The 17681-nt window shown below is 70.0% G+C and carries 12 protein-coding genes; 7 read left to right on the plus strand and 5 right to left on the minus strand.

The window, feature by feature from the left end; all coding sequences use genetic code 11:
- Nucleotides 1-144: 144 nt before the first annotated feature.
- Nucleotides 145-1920, minus strand: coding sequence for a DUF885 domain-containing protein (locus tag VFZ09_RS27955; RefSeq protein WP_329730767.1), 1776 nt, complete (start codon nt 1918-1920; stop codon nt 145-147).
- 103 nt (nt 1921-2023) lie between these two features.
- Here VFZ09_RS27955 and VFZ09_RS27960 point away from each other — a divergent pair, with 103 nt between their 5' ends.
- The 5 genes from VFZ09_RS27960 (at nt 2024) to VFZ09_RS27980 (ending at nt 8991) form a co-directional block, all read left to right on the plus strand.
- Nucleotides 2024-3703, plus strand: a complete 1680-nt coding sequence (locus VFZ09_RS27960) for a hypothetical protein (protein ID WP_329730737.1) — start codon at nt 2024-2026, stop codon at nt 3701-3703.
- Nucleotides 3704-3911: 208 nt separating this feature from the next.
- Nucleotides 3912-6605: an AsmA family protein gene (locus tag VFZ09_RS27965; protein ID WP_329730738.1), complete on the plus strand. Its 2694-nt coding sequence runs from the start codon at nt 3912-3914 to the stop codon at nt 6603-6605.
- A gap of 190 nt (nt 6606-6795) precedes the next feature.
- Nucleotides 6796-7899, plus strand: a complete 1104-nt coding sequence (locus tag VFZ09_RS27970; RefSeq protein ID WP_329730739.1) for a hypothetical protein — start codon at nt 6796-6798, stop codon at nt 7897-7899.
- Complete coding sequence (locus tag VFZ09_RS27975) at nt 7892-8425, plus strand: hypothetical protein (protein WP_329730740.1); 534 nt, start codon at nt 7892-7894, stop codon at nt 8423-8425. The genes VFZ09_RS27970 and VFZ09_RS27975 overlap by 8 nt, the downstream gene beginning before the upstream one ends.
- On the plus strand, nt 8422-8991 hold the full coding sequence (locus VFZ09_RS27980) for a hypothetical protein (protein WP_329730741.1): 570 nt from the start codon (nt 8422-8424) through the stop codon (nt 8989-8991). The genes VFZ09_RS27975 and VFZ09_RS27980 overlap by 4 nt, the downstream gene beginning before the upstream one ends.
- Before the next feature lie 16 nt (nt 8992-9007).
- On the opposite strand, the gene VFZ09_RS27985 is transcribed toward VFZ09_RS27980, so the two are convergent.
- The 4 genes from VFZ09_RS27985 to VFZ09_RS28000 all read right to left on the minus strand — a co-directional run bounded on the left by VFZ09_RS27985 (nt 9008) and on the right by VFZ09_RS28000 (nt 14532).
- Nucleotides 9008-9655, minus strand: a complete 648-nt coding sequence (locus VFZ09_RS27985; protein WP_329730742.1) for a hypothetical protein — start codon at nt 9653-9655, stop codon at nt 9008-9010.
- A 242-nt stretch (nt 9656-9897) separates the two neighbouring features.
- Complete coding sequence (locus VFZ09_RS27990; protein ID WP_329730743.1) at nt 9898-10902, minus strand: alpha/beta hydrolase; 1005 nt, start codon at nt 10900-10902, stop codon at nt 9898-9900.
- A gap of 141 nt (nt 10903-11043) precedes the next feature.
- On the minus strand, nt 11044-12036 hold the full coding sequence (locus tag VFZ09_RS27995; RefSeq protein ID WP_329730744.1) for a glutathione S-transferase family protein: 993 nt from the start codon (nt 12034-12036) through the stop codon (nt 11044-11046).
- A gap of 144 nt (nt 12037-12180) precedes the next feature.
- Nucleotides 12181-14532 (minus strand): sensor histidine kinase, encoded by a 2352-nt coding sequence (locus tag VFZ09_RS28000; RefSeq protein ID WP_329730745.1) that lies wholly within the window; start codon nt 14530-14532, stop codon nt 12181-12183.
- Between the two features lie 312 nt (nt 14533-14844).
- Between VFZ09_RS28000 and VFZ09_RS28005 the strand changes: the two genes are divergently transcribed.
- Both VFZ09_RS28005 and VFZ09_RS28010 read left to right on the plus strand, forming a co-directional pair.
- On the plus strand, nt 14845-16122 hold the full coding sequence (locus VFZ09_RS28005; protein WP_329730746.1) for an FAD/NAD(P)-binding oxidoreductase: 1278 nt from the start codon (nt 14845-14847) through the stop codon (nt 16120-16122).
- Between the two features lie 108 nt (nt 16123-16230).
- Nucleotides 16231-17553 carry a sigma-54 interaction domain-containing protein gene (locus tag VFZ09_RS28010; protein ID WP_329730747.1) on the plus strand — a complete coding sequence of 441 codons (1323 nt, stop codon included), beginning with the start codon at nt 16231-16233 and terminating at the stop codon, nt 17551-17553.
- Nucleotides 17554-17681: the final 128 nt, after the last annotated feature.

Here is a 17681-nt window from a genome sequence, read left to right on the forward strand (position 1 = left end):
CCCACCAGCGTGCCCGAGCTCATCGCCCGCGACCGGCGGCTGGTCGAGATGCTCTCCACCGGCCGCTTCGACTTCATCATGAACCTGGGCGACGAGTTCCAGGACTGGCTCGCCCGCGTGAAATCCGCTCGCGGGTGAAGCGTCTCACTCCAGCGACGGCGCCGTGTCCCCCGGCATCATCGCCTGCCGCGCCAGTGACACCGGCAACCCCAGTTGCAGGAACCGGTCGTGGAAGTCTCTCAGCGAGAACGTCTGTCCCCGCGCCTCCAGGTAACGTTTGTAGTCCTCGCGCAGCTTCAGGATCTGCATCCGTCCCAGCGCGTAATAGAGATACGTCGGGTTGAACGTGCCCCGCTGCACCTCCCGCAGCGCCGGGAAGGGCTCGAAGTAGGCGATCTCCGCGTAGCGCTTCGCCGCTCCCTCCACCGACTCGCCGAATGCGTGCATCGACAGGCCCGCGTGCCACCGTGCATGTCTCTGCAGCGCCCGCCGCAACTGCCCCAGCCGCACCGCCGGGTCTCCCCCGCCGAAGCCCTCGTCCACCATCATCTGCTCCACGTAGTGCGCCCAGCCCTCCACCAGCGAGGCCGGCGTGAACACATTGCGCACCTCCGTCGGAATCCGGGCCTCGTACAGCAGCTGCACGAAGTGCCCCGGCATGCCCTCGTGCACCGTCACGCCCAACAGCCCCGCACGGTTGAAGTACGTCAGGTGCTGTGCCTTCTGCTCCGCCGTCCACTCCGGCTCCACGTTGGTGATGTTGTAGAAGGCCTCCGTCGCCCGCGTCTCGAAGGGCCCCGGCGTGTCCATCGACGCGAAGCCCATCCGCGCGTACGGCGGCGTCTCGCGCACCGTCGGCAGCCGCTCCGAGGGCAACGTCAGCAGCCCCTTCTCCACCACGAAGCGCTGGCACTCCTCCAATTGCTTGCGCGCCGTCGGAATCAGCTCCTCCGCCGCCGGATGGTCGTGCGCCAGCGCGTCCATCACCGCCACCGGTGACTTCGCCGCGTCCACCCGCGCCGCCTCCTTCGCCACCCACTCCTGGTACCTCCGGATGGCCCGCTCGTTGACGTCCCGCAGCTGCTCGGCCGTCAGCGCCACGTGCTCCTCCAGCGCCAGCTTCTTCTCGAAGAGCGCCTTGCCCAGCCGGAAGTCCCCGCTCGCCTTCGGCAGCAGCTCCTGCTCCTGCCACCGCGCGAAGCCCTCCACCTCGGCCACCGCCCCCGCCAGTGCCTCGGAGAGCTCCTGGCGCAGCGCCGCGTCCACTCGCGCCAGCCCCTGGGCCTCCAGCGCCTTCGGCAAATCCCCGCGCAGGAAGCCCACCGTGCCGCGCGTGTCACGCAGGCCCTGCTCGGCCCACGGCTTCGGCACGTCGCGCAGGTTGGCCTTCGCCGCGGCCACCACCGCCGGAATCCGCTCCATCCTCGCCAGCAGGCTCCGCACCCGAGCCTCCACCGGCGCGAACTCCCGCTGCGACAGCGACGAGAGCGCACTGGCGATCACGCTGTTGTAGAGCATCGGGTTGCGCTGCCAGCCGCGCTCCGCCTCCAGCTCCAGCAGCTCCGCGCGGATGGCGTTCTCCAGGATGCGCACGTCGAACACCGCGTCCCCCGTGAGCGCCGCCCGGTCCAGCCGCTCCAGCCTCGCGAGCCACCCGTGCAGCTCCTTCGCACGGTGCTGGAAGGCCTCGGCCGACAGGTCCTGCACCTGAGAGTCGTACTGGTGCAGCCCCAGGTTCGTCGCGCGCACCGGGTGCGCGGCGTAGTACCAGTCGAGGTACTCGCGGGCGAAGCGGGCGTATTCGGCATCGGCGGGAGTGGAGGCCATGGCGGACACGGAAGCCGCCGGCCCCGAGCCCGTGCGCGGAGCACACGCGGGCACCAGGAGCAGGACGGCACTGCAAAGGGTGGCTCGAATCATCACGTCCGCAGTCTCCATCCCTCGTGCGTGACGGGGAAGACGCTCGGAGTGGACTCCGTGCCGCTTGCGTCCCCGGTGTCTCCTCCTCCAGCCTCGGCCCACCATGAAACTCCGCGTGCTGCTCGCCTCCGCCCTCCTCCTGCCCGCCTGTGCGGCGCGGAGGGCCTCGTCCCCGCCCACCGCCGAGCCCACGAGTGCGCCCCTCTCCGCGTCCGCCCCGGCCTCGGAGCCCACGCGTGCGCCCATCGCCGTTCCGAGCACCGAGCCCACGAGCGCGCCCGCCGCCGCCCCCGCTCCCGAGCCCGTGAGCCCGCCGGTTGCCTTTCTCCCTCCAGCCCCTCAGTTCACGGAGGCGCCCCCCACCGCGCTCCAGCGGGAGACAGGCCCCATCGGCACGCGCCACCCCCTCCTCTTCCAGCGGGCCGCCGAGGATGGGCGCTGGCTCATCGCCTGCCAGGCCCGCGAGGACACCAACGGCGATGGCAAGCGGGAGGTCATCTACGGCCGGCACGGCGACACGTTCGGAGACAGGCTCGCCCCCTACCTGTTCCTCGAGCCCGGCGAGGGCGAGCGGCTCGACGACTTCCTCGCCGCGGATCCGACCGGCCGTTACCTCGTGGTGGTCCGCGGCGGCTCGATGCGGCTGCTCGACACGTACACGCGCGCCGACGCCGAGCTGGCCCCTCCCGGCACCATCCCCGACAGCACCGCCCCCAGCGCCTCCCTGCCCGTGTCCTTCTCCCGCGACGGCCAGCGCCTGCTCCTCGTGTCCCTGAGCGGGCCCGAGAAGCGAGCCACGGCCTTCCTCATCAACCTCCAGGACGGCAGCAGGCGCGAGGTGCCTCACGGCCCCGGATTGCTGGGCCGTGCCGTGCTCGATCCCGAGGGCCAGTGGGTGTGGTTCGGCGTGGTCACCCAGGACACGGATGGGGATGGACAGCTCACCTGGCCCCGGGCGCAGACGTCGCTCGCCTCCAGGTACTGCCGGGGTCCCATCATGTCCTACGGCCAATATGGCCAGGAGGGCGACACGGCCTCGTGGCTGCTGCGCCGGGTGGACGGCGGCCCGCTCGTGCCGAGGGAAGGCGTCCTCCGGCCGCTCGGAGACGCCCTGCTGCGCCAGGGTGAGCAGGGAGAGGTGTTCGTCGAGCAGTCCTCGGGCCAGCGCACCGAGTGGGTGCCCGCGAGCTGCCGCGCCCATGTCCTCCACGTGGATGCGGCGCGGGAGCAGGTGCTCGTGACCTGCTCCGCCCAGGGCAACGCGCTCGAGCTGCACGGCGCCCGCGTCCACCAGCCGCTCGGCATCGCCACCCCGTACGAAACACGGCCCCCTCCCTCCCACGGTCCCCTCCGGCTGTTCCCCGTCGTCCCCACTCCGGAGGGCGGCGCGCCGTCTCCTTCCATCCAGAGCGTGGTGGACCTGGAGACGCGCACCGTGCACCCCATGCGCGGCGAGGTGCAGTACACCGAGGGGACTCGCGCGCTGGTGCAGCGGGACTCCCGACGCAAGAACCAGAACCGCCGCCTCTGGTTCGTGGACACCGCGACGGGAGAACAGCGCGAGCTCGGCGAGCAGAGAGGGTATGGCTTCGTGGCCTCGGGGAACTTCGTCTACTCCGAGGGCTTGCTGGTGGACATGAGCACCGGGCGGCTCGTCCGGAAGGTCCCCGAGGACGCGCAGGCCCTCGATACCCGGGGCCGCATGGTGCTCGACCGCTTCGGCCTGAGCCGGACGGTGCCTTCGGGGCCCCTCCAGTGGACTCCCGCCGTGGGCTCCCGGTGAGCGGCCGGGCGAGCATGCCCCACGGGACGGGATGCATATCCGCGAGCGGCTCCCGTCCAAGCCCGTGAATGCCAACTTCAACATCCAATGCCGAGCCCCCGCGTACGAGGAACGTGCGGGATGGGTCCTCCTGGGCTAAGGGTTCGGCTGCCTGACAGCCCGAGCCCCGAGCAACCCCGAGGCCCCTGGCGGGTGGAGGTACCGAGAGATGTCCGAACAGCAGCCGAAGAAGAAGCGCTGGCCCTACGTCCTGGGCGGCATCGTCCTGTTCCTGGTGGGGGTCGTGGCCGTGGTCCTGTGGCGGCTCGACGCCTTCCTGCTCCAGCGCGCCCGCACCGAGGCCGCGGCGCTCTCCCAGACGCTGGGCCGGCCCGTGGAGATTGGTGACATCTCCACCCAGCTCGTCCCCCACGTGGGCGTCGAGGTGGAGAACGTCGTGGTGGGCGCCGCCGAGGGCGAGCAGGTGCCGCTGGCGGAGATGAAGGAGCTCGACGTGGCGGTGGCGCTCTGGCCCGCCCTCACCTCGCGCGGCCAGGACATCCAGGTGAAGAACGCCGAGGTGTCCGGGCTCACCGTCAACGTCGTCCGGCTGCCGGATGGCACCACCAACGTCTCGCGCTTGCAGGAGAAGCTCGCCCAGCAGAAGCCCCCGGAGGAGACGCCTCCCGCCGAGGAGCAGCCCACGGACCTGTCCAGGGTGCGTGTGGACCGGGCGGCGCTCACCGACGCCACCATCCGCTTCATCGACCGGAGCGCGGCGCAGGCGCGTGAGCTGGCCATCTCGGACCTCGACGTGGAGGTGAAGGACCTGCGCGCGGGCAAGCCGCTGGACGTGGTGTTGAACGCCGCGGTGCTGTCGCAGAAGCAGAACTTCCACCTCACGCTGCACACCACGCCGCTGCCGGCCTCGCTCATCCCCGTGCCCGAGCGCGTGGAGCTGAAGTCCGAGCCCATCGACCTGGCGCCCCTGGGGCCCTTCCTCGGCGCGGAGGCGGGGCTGCAGGCGGGCACACTCCAGGCGGACTGGACGGCGCAGCTCGGCGCGGCGGTGCCCGGCGGCACCGGGCCCACGAACCTCAAGGGAGGCCTGCGCGCCCAGGGCCTGCGCTTCGCCGGGGCCGAGGGCGGCAAGGCGCTCGACGTGGTGGTGGACACCGACGTGACGGGCGACATGGACAAGGGAGACCTGTCCCTGCAGACGCTGCGGATGGAGCTCGGCCCGGCGCGCATCACCGGCAAGGGACAGGTGAAGGGGCTGCTCACCGAGAAGCCCACGGTGCAGGACTTCGAGCTGGTGGGGCAGAACCTCGACCCCGCGGTGCTGGCCGAGTACTACCCGCCCTTGCGCAAGCAGCTCGCCGGCCAGGTGGCGGGCCCCATCGGCCTCGTGGTGCGCGGCGGCGGCACGCAGGAGTCGCAGGCGCTGACGGCGGAGGTGGACCTGACGCCGGTGCGGCTGCGCATCCCCGAGCAGCTCTCCAAGGAGGCGGGCGCGCCCATGCGGCTGACGGCGCGGCTCACCGGGGCGGCGGCCAGCGGTGGCGCGCTGCGCTTCGACGCGAAGTCGGACCTGTCGGGCGTGGACATGCGGCCGGGGCTGCTGCTGGACAAGCGGCCCGGGCAGACCTTCACGGTGGACGCCGCGGGCACGTACCAGCCCGAGAGCGGCAAGCAGCCCATGAAGGTGGTCCTGAGCCGGCTGGGCATCGCCCTGCTCGAGTACACGATGGCCGGCACGGCGTCGTACTCGCAGGCGGGCACGGGGGCGAAGCAGACGATGACGTTCGCCCTGGCGCTCGAGAGCCCGCGGCTCGACGCGGACGAGCTGCTGATGACGGACGAGGAGATCGCCGCCACGGTGGGCGGTCAACTGCCCGAGGAGGGGCCGAAGGATCCCAAGCGCTTCAACGGCATGCGCGGAGACATGTCCTTCAAGATTGGCGCGCTGCGGATGAACGGGATGGACCTGTCCAACATGGTGGCCGACCTGAAGATGGTGGACGACCTCATCACGGTGGAGCGCTTCACCACGGGCCTCTACGGCGGCACGGTGTCGGCGAGCGGGAGCACGGTGCGGCTGGGTCCCGACGCGGCGCAGCGGCCCTTCGAGCTGAAGGCCGACGTGAAGGACATGAACGTGGCGGAGGCGCTGTCCAAGCGGGTGCCGCGCAAGGTGCTGGACGGGAAGTTCAACGGGCAGATGAACCTGTCGGGCGTGGGCTACGAGGTGAAGAGCCTGCAGGAGCGGCTCGCCGGGGCCATCCAGGGCAACCTGCTGGGCGGGGCGTTCTCGGGCCTGGACATCCCGGCGGCGGTATCCGGGCCGCTGGTGAAGGCGCTGCCCATCCCGGGCAAGGTGCTGGACAGCAACGGCATCACCGAGCTGTCGGAGAGCCTGCCGTTCGGGGTGACCATCGAGAACGGCGTGGCGCAGCTCTCCAAGCCGATTACGTGGACGCGGCCCGAGGCGGCGATGACCTTCGAGGGAGGCATCCGGCTGGACGGGACGTTGGATCTGACGGGGATGGTGCACCTGCAGCCGCCGCTCATCGAGAAGATGACGCTGGGCAAGGCGAAGCCGACCGAGCCGGTGCCGGTGGCGCTGAAGCTGACGGGCAAGGCGTGGAGCCCGGAGGTGACGGGGCTGGACGTGAAGCCGGCGGCGCTGGCCATCGGGAAGATGGCGGCGGCGAGCGCGGCCACGGAGCTGCTGGGGGACAAGGGCAAGGAGGTGGGGAAGATCATCACTGGCGGCACGGATGCGGCGAAGGAGGCCGCGAAGGCCGAGGCGGAGAAGCGTCAGAAGGAGCTGGAGGAAAAGGCGAAGCAGGAGGCGGAGGCCGCGCGCAAGAAGGCCGAGGAGGAAGCCAAGAAGCGCCTCCGCGGCCTCTTCGGACGCTGAAGGCTCCCCCCGTGTCCCCGCGCTCATCGCGGACCACTCTCCCCTCTCCCACCGGGAGAGGGTCGGGGTGAGGGTATCCGGGCCCGTGTTCTGGCCCAGGATGAGATCGGGGAAATATATAAAGGTGAGTAACAACCGCCCCATCACGGGTGACCACGTCTTTCAGACACTGTCAAAGCAGAGGCAACAAATGGATTGGAAGGCGCTGGCCCCACACAAGCCACTTGAGGGACACGATCCGCTGCATGTTTCACGGCCCATGGGTGATGGACGGCGTCTCGCATCAATGATCCACGCGGGGCTCGGGCCTTTCGCCGTCGCGGGACCAGTGGGCTGTGGCAAGAGCACGGAGATAGCCACCGCCGCTGCGGAGTTGAGTCATGGTCCTGAGTTCTTCGCGTTGGATCTGCCGCTGGATCAGTTCCTGAACATGAGGCATCTCACAGGTGCTGACCTTCTCTGGGCACTTGGCGGCTCCATGCTTCATGGAGTCCAGAAACAGTTCCAATTGCAATTGGAGCTACCCGAGGAAGCGCGCTCCCTACTGACGGGAGAGGCCCCCAACCAACAAGGACGATCAGAATCAGGCCCTTACCGCGATGCCTTTCTGGCAGTGGTCCGCGAGGTCAAGAAGAAGGGCCCCGCCACGTCTCAGGTCGCCTTGTTGTTGGATGGACTTGAAAAGTGCCCGGAAGAACAAGCCCGTATCGCGGTCCGGACCTTCCTCTCCTTGAAGGATGAGGTCGAGCTGGCGTTCGTCGTGCCCCCTTCCCTGGTCATCGGACCCGCGAATGCCGAGTTGCTGAGTGAACTTCGGGTCTTCCCCATCCGCCCTGTTCCAGTGCTCGAACGGCAAGGAGCCCGCTGGAAGGAGGGACGCCAGTTCCTCATGGACATCTTCCATCGGCGAGTAGGAGAGGGCACGAACGAAGAGGCACTGGCACCGCTCCTGGAAACAGCGGCCATTTTCAGCGGAGGACTCCCGCGGACCTTCCTCCAACTCATGAGGGATGCGGGTGGCTACGCCACAGTCGCCAACCGGGAACTGCCCACGCGCGAAGATCTCGACAACGCCATGCGGGACCAGACCGACAGCCTTCGCCGGTTGCTGCGGGATGGTGACATGCAGGTGATGCAGGCGGCGGACGGCTCGGACGGCCTCGAAATCCCCATCGAGCGGCGCGTCCGGCTGCTGTCGCACGGCATTCTTCTCGAGAACGAAGTGGACGACAAGGTCATCGTGAAAATGCACCCCCTCCTGGGACGACCGGATTGGGTGTCATTGTATGCGTGACGCATCCGGGGCCCTCTGGAAGCTGGCCCACACGAAGACACCCATCGGGTTGGTCATCTATTCGGATTACGAGCAACGCAGCGAGCTCATCACTGAATTGGAGTTGCTCGCTCCGAGTGGTATCCAGGTGTTACGAGCCACAACGCTCGATGAAGCGCACTCGCATCCCAACGCACTGGTCCTGCTCACGCCACCCGACGAAGGAGCAACCGTCATCGAACTCGACGGGCGACGCGAGCACTTCGTGGACCGGCAAGTGCCGCTTCTTCTCTTCCTGCTTCGTGGAGGAGAAGGACTGAGAGTGCTCGCCGATGCACCTGGCCTCGCGAGCTGGCTGAGCGGCAGTTCGGTCGAACCCGAGCGGTTACAGAGCATCGACGTCGCGGCTGAAACCAAGGCCTTCATTGAGCGCACAGGAAAGAAGCCGGAGGCATGGCTCGCGGCCTATGAGGCGGGTGAGCTTCCGGAGACGTTCGAGAACATCCTGCTGACCCACCGGGCCCGGCTGTTGGGAGGAACACCTTGAGGGAAAAGGGTGCCTGGGAAACCCGCGATTCGGCCATCCGGAAGGGTTTCGAGGAGCTCGGCGCGAAGCGCATCAATCACGGCAATGAGCTGCGTGTCCGGATCAAACTGCTCGCGGACCGGGGATTCTGCGTGGGGCAAGCAGTTGGCTGGTTGACCCAGCAGAATCGCGATGGACGTGCTTCGACGTTCGTCTTCTCCCCCAATGCCGATGGCCAGGCGGGAGGCCATCCGGCGCTCCGGCTCAACAAGCTGAAGAGTCTGGATGACGGAGCACTCCTGACAGTGGTCGTGGTCGTTGAGCAGCGCACCACCCGGGTAAGCAGCTTCAGCATTGGCATCCAAGGCAAAGGGCGAATGACCCAGGTGCCCTGGTATGCACGCGTCGACTTCACCGAAGCGCCAGCAGGACAGGGCCCATGCGGACACCCACTGCTGCATTGCCATGTCGGACAGGACCCAAACGTGACGGGCGAGCCGGAAATCCGCGTACCGCATGCCTGGATGAAGCCAGCCGAGGTGCTCGACTGGCTTCTGGCTACGGTAGATCCCAGCCTCGAACCTTAGAGGGGAGTTCTCCCCTCTATTGCGCCACGGAGGGCATCCGGGAGGCGTGTGCTCCCGGAGCCACCAGCCCGCGCTGGCGCAGTTGGAACTCGCGGCGGACCTCGGTCTCCGGCGCGGTGCGCAGGAAGACGTCCAGCGCCGCGTCGAACAGCAGGCCCACGTTGAGCACGTGCTTGCAGTAGCCCGAGTGTCCCGTCTCCCAGTACTGGAGCCGCTCGTTGTACACGCCGCGCGCCCACTCGCCAGGAGCCACGTGGAACAGCTCCTCCAGGGGCTCGCCCCGGGACAGGCCGCGCCACTCGAGCCGCCCCGGCAGCCCCATCTTCCCGTAGTCGAGCAGCACCCGGACTCCGCCCTCGTCCGTGCGCTCCACGCGGAAGGCCTCCACCTCCACGAAGGGCCTGCCCCGGCGCACCTCCGTCCAGTCCCTCGGCAGGAAGCGCCGCTGCTCGGAGAAGTAGACGTGGTGCAGCTGGAAGCTGGCGTGGCCCCCGGCCGCGCTCAACGCCTCCGGCAGCACGCTCGCCAGCGGCGTGGCGTCCCTCACCCGCGCGCCCGCGCCTCCCCGCGAGTCCTTCGTCCACTCGGTGGTGAGCAGCTGGATGAACAGGCCGGAGACTCGCGTTTCCGCACGGGGAGAGCGTCTGTTGTGGTGCCGGGCCATGGTGTGACTCCCAGACGGGGCGCGTGTCCGAAACCGGCGAGAGGCCCCCTGCCCTCGTGATTTCCCGGGGTGCCACCCACCCGGCCCTCCCTTTCGGGTGAGGACGTATATCTGCAACCTCCGCAATCCCGGCAATCCCCCCCATGGCCATTCCCAGACGCCACGGGCGCTCAGCGTCGCAGGCGCAACAGTGCTCCCGCCCGGAGTCGCACGATTCCCACGGACCAAGAAGAAGAGAGGCATCAGGTCGCGCTGGCGCGGGCGTCGGCGCCTCCGAGCACGGTCCGCAGGTGCTCGCACAGCTTCGCGGTGCCGCGCACGGCCTCGGGGAAGGCGTCACCGAATGTCTGGAAGTTGTGGACCATCTCCGGCCACTCCTCCAGGTGCGCCTTCACCCCGGCGGCGCGGGCCTTCTCGGTGATGCGCACGCCATCGTCGTGCTGCAGCTCCACGCCGCCCACGTGGATGAACAACGGCGGCAGCTCGTGCAGGTCCGCGTACCAGGGCGAGATGAGCGGGTTGCGCACGTCCGCGCCACCCACGTACCACTTCGCCCAGTGCAGCAGCATGCGCTTGTCGCCCCAGTCGAAGCGCTCGTGGGCCACCACGCTCTCGCCGCTGCACTCGAGGTCCACCCAGGGCGCGATGAGCACGGCCCCCGCCGGCGGCAACACGCCTCCGTCGCGCAGCACCACCAGCACCGCGAGGGCCAGCCCGCCGCCCGCCGAGTCCCCGCAGAAGGCCACCCGCGCCGGCTTCACCCCCGTGGACAGCAGCCAGCGGTACGCCATCAGCGTGTCCTCCACCGGCGCGGGAAAGGGGTGCTCGGGCGCCAGCCGGTAGTTGAGCCCCAGCACCCGCGCGCCCGTGCCCAGGGCGATTCGCGCGATGAGGTCCCCATGCGTGCGCGTGGAGCCGAAGACGTACGAGCCCCCGTGCAGGTACAGCACCACCTCGTCCCCGGTGGCGCCCGGAGGGATGAACCACTCCGCGGGCACTCCGCCCGCGTCCACCGGCTCGCGCCGCACCTGCTTCAGCGCCGGCGAGGGCATGGACAGCAGCTCCATCTCCGCGCGCTGCGTGGGTGCGTCGAGGTGGATGATGCGCTCGTGGGTGGCCTTCATGAAGGCCACCGTGGCCTCGTACTTGAAGCTCCACCCGGGCCGCAGCGGGCCCCGCTTCAGGCGCCTCGCCCCCGTGGCGAGGCTCGTGCCCATCAGCGTGGAGAGAATGGTGAGGCGTCCCATGTGTCGTCCCCTGTGAGCCCCGCAGTGTGCCCCAGGGGGACACGGCGGGGGAACGGTGGGGAGCCCGGGAGGCGTGGCACCCTCACCCCGTCCCTCTCCCGAGGGGAGAGGGGAGGTTGGGCGGAGTGGAACCCGCCAGGGTCAGTGACGCGTGATTCCTGGCGCGGGCGCCAGCATGCGCGGGCCCAGCCGGTCCCGGTTGTGCGGCGTCAACAGGTCCACCTGCGGCCCCATCGGCACGATGCGCGACGGGTTGATGGCGTCCTGGCTCCAGTAATAGTGCACCTTGATGTGCTCGATGTTCGTCGTCTCCGCGAACCCGGGTGTCTGGTACAGGTCCAGCAGGTAGTTCCACAGGTTGGGGAAGTCCTGGATGCGCGCCAGGTTGCACTTGAAGTGCGCGTAGTAGACGAAGTCGAAGCGCACCAGCGTGGTGTACAGGCAGAGGTCCGCTTCCGTGAGCATGTCCCCGCACAGGTAACGCTGCCGGTCCAGCACCCGCTCCCAGTGCTGCAACGCGGTGAAGAGCTCGCGCACCGCCAGCTCGTACGCGCCCTGGCTGTTGGCGAAGCCCGCCTTGTACACGCCGTTGTTCACCGGCTCGTAGAGCGCGTCGATCGTCTCGTCCACCTGCTCGCGCAGCTCCTCGGGACACAGCGTCACCGGGTGCTCGGCGAAGGCATCGAACTCGGTGTCCAGCATGCGCATCAGCTCGCGCGACTCGTTGTTGACGATGGTGTGCTCGCGCGCGTCCCACAGCACCGGCACCGTCACCCGCCCCGAGTAGTGGGGATCCGCCTTCAGGTAGAGCTCGCTCAGGTAGCGCGAGCCATTGAGCGTGTCCGGCCCCGAGCGCGGGTAGCCCCCGAAGCCCCAGCCGTTGCGGCCCATGCGCGGATCCACCACCGTCATGCCCACCGCCGCCTCCAGCCCCTTGAGCTTGCGGATGAGCAGCGCGCGGCTCGCCCACGGGCAGGCGTAGGACACATAGAGATGGTAGCGGCCCGCCTCCGCCGGGAAGCGCCCTTCCCCGCTCGCGGAGACCTGGTCATGGAAGCGCGTTCGCGGACGCACGAAGCGTCCGGCCTCGTCCGGGGCGTACCAGTCCGTACGCCACTCTCCGTCCACCAACATTCCCACGGTTCACCTCCGTTGCCTGGAAACGGTTGGCACGCCGCGTCAGGCGGGCAACCATCCCGGCGTGCGGCGAGACTGGAGTGAGCCCGCGTGCATGACGGGCAGGCGGAGGGACGGGGGCCCGTCCTGACCCCGGAGCGCTCAGCCTCGGGGCAGCTCCACCGTGAAGGTGGCGCCCTGCCCCGGCACGCTCTCCACGTGGATCGTGCCTCCCATGGCGGTGACGATCTCCCGCGTCACCCACAGCCCCATGCCCAGGCCCCCGTAGTGCCGGTCGCTCACCGCGCGCTCGAAGCGCTCGAAAATGCGCTGCTGCACGGCCGGCTCGATGCCGATGCCCTCGTCGCGCACCCGCAGGAGCACCCGCTCGCCCGAGGTGCTCAGCGCCACCTCCACCGGCTGGCCCGCTCCGTACTTGAGGGCATTGGAGAGCAGGTTGCTCAACACCTGCTCCAGGCGCAGCCGGTCCCACCGCCCCACCAGCGGCCCGGCCACCTGTACCCGCAGGCCACAGTCCACGCGCTCGGCCTCGGAACAGAAGCGCCCGGCCACCTCGCGCACCAGCTCCGTCAGATCCAGTTCCTCCGGCCGCAGCACCAGCCGGCCCGAGGTGATGCGCGACACATCCAACAGCTCGTCCACCAGCACGCCCAGGCGGCCCACCCCGCGCTCCAGGCCCGCCAGCCGCGACGCCGTCCGCTCGCTCCAGGCTTCCTCCCGGCGCGCGCCGGCCACCAGCGCCTGGACGTTGAGCTTCAACGCGGTGACGGGTGTGCGCAGCTCGTGCGCGGCCACCTGGAGGAAACCATCTCGCAACCCGATGGCCCGCTGCGCCTCGCGGTAGAGCAGCGCGTTGTCCACCGAGACGGCCGCCCGGCCCGCCAGCTCCTCGGCCAGCCGCAGCTCCTCCCGGCCATACCGCTGCCCCGTCTCGGCGCGCACCAGCGTGAGCGTCCCCAGCACACGCCCGCGCGAGCGCAGCGCCACCGTGAGATAGGAGCGCACGCCCAGCTCCCGCATCAGCCGCAGGTGCTCCGCGTCCCGCGCGTAACGGGCGAGCGCCTCGTCGGAGACCTCTGGAATGAGCTCCGGCTCGCCGGTGCGCAGCACCCGGGGGGCGCCGGTGGGGGCGTTCGGGTCGATGGGGTAGCGCCGGTGCAGCTCCTCGCTCAGCCGCACCTTCCCGGGGTCCCTGTGGACGTGGATGAGCCGGCGTATCCGCCCCCGCTCATCCACCACGTCCACCCCGCACCAGTCCGCGAGCACGGGCACGGTCAGCGAGGCCACGCGCCGCAGGGTGTCCTCGTAGTCGAGCGAGGTGGCCAGCAGCGCGCTGGCCTCGGCGAGGAAGCGCAGGTTGTCCACCGAGCGCCGGTGCTCGGTCACGTCCATCGCCGTGCCGATGAAGCGCACGGCCCGGCCCCGCTCGTCGAAGAAGCTCTGGCCGCGCGAGGCGATCCACCGCTCCATGCCGTCCTGGAACCTGCGGATGTGGAACTCCTCGCGGTACTCGCCGTCACCGCCGGGGGCGAGCGCCCGCGCCACCGACGCATCCACCCGCTCCCGCTCCTCCGGGACGATGCTGGCCCGGAAGGTGGGGTAGTCCACCTCGGCCGCCGCCGGCAGTCCGAAGAGGGCCTTGCAGCGCTCATCCCAGCGCAGCTCGCCCGTGACGGGATTGAAGTCCCACGTGCCCAGCGCGGCCGACTCCAGCGCGAGCCGCCGTTGGGCCTCGTTCTCGCGCAGCGCCTCCGCCTGCCGGCTCAACGTCCGGGAGAGGGCCTCGGCGCGCTCGCCCGCCCGGGCCCGCTCGTACTCCTCCCGCTCGCGCGCTTCCCGCTCCTGGCGCACCCGCTCGGCATACCCCGCGAAGAACTCCCCCAACCGGGGCTCCTCCTGGAGCAGCCACCCCAGGTGCTCGCGGGCGCGCTCGTCCGCCTCGTAGGACAGCTCCGGATGGGCCTCCACCCACAGGTGGCACGACTTCACGTAGGCGAGGAACACGACGAGGTGGCCGTAGAGCACGGGGCCGAGCAACCGGCGCACCCGCTCCCGGCACCGCTCGGCCCGGGCCTGGTGGACGAAGAGGAAGACCGAGCAGCGGAACAGGTCCTCCTCCAGCGCCGAGCCGGGGGCAGGCCACGCCTCGAGGACGTCATGGCCGGCGTCCAGCCGTGCGAGCGTCTCGTCGATGGCCCCATGCGCGGGAGGAAGGGCCTCCAGGAGGGCCAGCACCTCGGAGGCCCGCATGCCCAGGGGCCGCAGCGCGCAGGAGTGGCACACGATGCAGTAGGGCACCACGCAGTAGCGCGACAGCCAGGCGAAGAGCTTCTCGCGGAAGAGGGCGGGGAGGGGATTCTCCACGTAGGCGAGGAGCGTCTGCTGCCACAGGTTCTCCAGCACCCGGGGCTCGTCCGCCGCGGGCGTGAAGAACGGGGGGAAGAACCCGAAGCGCGCTTCGATCTCCTCGCGGATTTCCCGTGCCGTGCGCATTCACTGGACCGAGGTTGGACGACTCCTGAGGTTCTCAAGGTGCGCCCGGGAGCCGCCCCGGCGCCACCTGGGGAATGCCTGTCCGTAGCACATCCAGGAGGGCTCCCTCCCTGCAACACGGCTCGGGCCCGGGGCTGAAACACCGTGAAACAGCCATGGGCCCGTCCGTTCGCCCCGAGACCTCACGAGTGCCCGGCAACGGACGGGTGGCACGCCATCTGCAGAATCCCCGTGGAAAGGACCTGGCTCCCATGAGACGGAGACAGGTGTTGCACGAGACATGAACCGCCCTCCGGGGCGCGGGAGGCCGAGATGAGCGAAGGGGTGACCGAGCAGGTCTGCAGGGATCCGGTGAGGGTGCCGGTAGCCCGGGTTCCGGGAACCGAGCGGCACCGGGTCCTCATCATCGGAGGGGGCACGGCGGGCATCAGCGTGGCGGCGCGGCTGGCGCACGCGGGCCAGAAGGACGTGGCCCTCCTCGAGCCGAGCGCGCACCACTACTACCAGCCGCTCTGGACGCTGGTGGGAGCCGGGGAGGCGCGCGTGGAGGACACCGTGCGCGACGAGGCCCGGCTCATCCCCCGGGGCGTGAAGTGGATTCAGGACTGGGCCGAGGAGGTGGACCCGGTCGCGAAGACGGTGAGCACGCGGGGCGGCAAGCACATCGGCTACGACTTCCTGGTGGTGGCGCCGGGCATCCAGCTCGACTGGGACAAGGTGAAGGGCCTGCGGCAGGCGCTGGCGGAGCGGCCCAACGTCTCCAGCAACTACGACGTGCGCTACGCGCCCAAGACGTGGGAGATACTGCGCGCCTTCCGGGGAGGCACGGCCCTCTTCACCCACCCGGCCACGCCGGTGAAGTGCGCGGGCGCGCCGCAGAAGATCATGTACCTGGCGGCGGACCACTTCCGGAAGCGGGGCGTGGATGACAAGGCGCACGTCATCTTCGCCTCGGCGGGCAAGGCCATCTTCGGGGTGAAGGAGTTCGCCGCGGTGCTGGAGCAGGTGGTGAAGCGCTACGGCATCGACGCGCGCTACCAGCACAACCTCACCGAGGTGCGCGGAGACAGGAACGAGGCCGTCTTCACGCGGACGCTGCCGGAGGGGGGCACCGAGGAGGTGGTCATCCCGTACGAGCTCCTCCACGCGTGCCCGCCGCAGAGCGCGCCGGACTTCATCAAGCGCAGCCCGCTGGCCTGGCAGGAGGGCGGGACGAAGGGGTGGGTGAAGGCGAACAAGCACACGTTGCAGCACCCGGAGCACCCGGAGGTGTTCGCGCTGGGAGATGCATCGGACCTGCCGACCTCGCGCACCGGGGCGGCCATCCGCAAGCAGGCGCCCGTGCTGGTGGAGAACCTGCTCGCCGTCATGGCGGGCCGGGCGCCCACGGCGAGCTACGACGGCTACGCGTCCTGCCCGCTCACCACCGGCTACGGCAAGCTGCTGCTCGCCGAGTTCGACTACGACGGCAAGCCCACCCCGAGCATCCCGCTCATCGACACCATGAAGGAGCGGCATGACATGTGGCTGCTCAAGAAGTACGGCCTGCCGCAGCTCTACTGGAAATTGATGCTGCGCGGGAGGGCCTGACGGGCGCGGTCGTGAGCAACTGGTCCGACCATCGGACCAGTTGGTGAAGCGCGCGGCCGGGAGGGGTATGAACCGGGGTGAAACACGGTGTTTCACCCGTTCGAGCCCATGCCCCACTCGCGTCACCCGCCCTCCGCCAGCTCCCCACCGCTGCTGCCCGCCCTGGAGGCCCTGGCGGGGGCCGTGCTGCTCGTCGACCTCCAGCAGCGGGTGACGGCGGCCACGCCCGAGGCGGAGGCGCGCCTGGGCCCCGCCCTCGTCCGCCCCGGCACGCCGCTGGCGGAGGTGCTCTCCGTGTCCGAGGGGGCGCGGGGACTCGAGGCGCTGCTCACCCACGGGCACCCGGTGGAGGCCCGGTCGCGGACGCCGGGAGACGTGCGGGTGATGCGGGTGCGGGCCGTGCCCATGGAGCAGGGAGCGAAGCGGCTCGGGTGGGTGGTGCTGCTCGGCGCGGAGACGGAGACCGAGGGGACGCGGGGAGATGCCGAGGAGACGTTCCACGGCATGTGGACGCGGAACCCGGGGATGAAGCGCCTGTTCCGCATCGTGGAGAAGGTGGCGCGCACCGAGTCGAGCGTGCTGGTGCGGGGCGAGTCGGGGACGGGGAAGGAGCTGGTGGCCAACGCGCTGCATGCCATCTCGGCGCGGCGCAAGGGGCCCTTCCGCGCCATCAACTGCGCCGCGCTGCCGCCGAGCCTCCTGGAGAGCGAGCTGTTCGGCCACGTGCGCGGCGCCTTCACGGGCGCGGTGCGGGACAGCCCGGGCCACTTCCGCCTGGCGGACGGGGGCACGCTCTTCCTGGACGAGGTGGGAGAGATTCCACTGGAGCTCCAGGGGAAGCTGCTGCGGGTGCTGGAGACGCGCTCGGTGATTCCGGTGGGAGGACGCTCGTCGGTGCCGGTGAACGTGCGCATCGTGGCCGCCACGCACCGGCCGCTGCGGCGCGAGGTGGAGGCGGGCCGCTTCCGGGCGGACCTGATGTACCGGCTGCGGGTGGTGCCGCTCTTCCTGCCGTCCCTGCGCGAGCGGCGCGAGGACATCCTCCCGCTGGCGAGGCGCTTCCTCGACGAGCTGGAGCAGAACGGTCCGCGGCACGTGGAGCGCTTCTCGCCGGGGGCGAGGCACCTGCTGGAGTCCCATGGCTGGCCGGGCAACGTGCGCGAGCTGCGCAACGTGATGGAGTACGCCTACGTCATCGGGGAGGGCCCGGTGTTGCACGAGGCGGACCTGCCCCCCGAGTTCTCCGAGCCACGGCCACCACCGGCCTCCACCGTGCCGGCCGAGCCCGGGCCGGGAGAGGACACCCACGACCCGGAGGCACTGCGGACCGCGCTGGCGAGAGCGGGAGGAAACCGCACGGAGGCCGCCCGGATGCTGGGCATCAGCCGGGTGACCCTCTGGCGCCGGCTCCGGGACGCGGGCATCGCCTGAAGCGTTTCACCTGTTTCACGAAACGTTTCACCTTCTCTCCCTCTCCCTCCGGGAGAGGGTCGGGGTGAGGGTATCCGTGCCCGTGTGGTGCCCGTGCCCAGAGGGAAGCAGTGCGTCACGGCGCTGGC

The sequence above is a fragment of the Archangium sp. genome, from assembly GCF_036277355.1.
GTDB lineage: Bacteria > Myxococcota > Myxococcia > Myxococcales > Myxococcaceae > Archangium.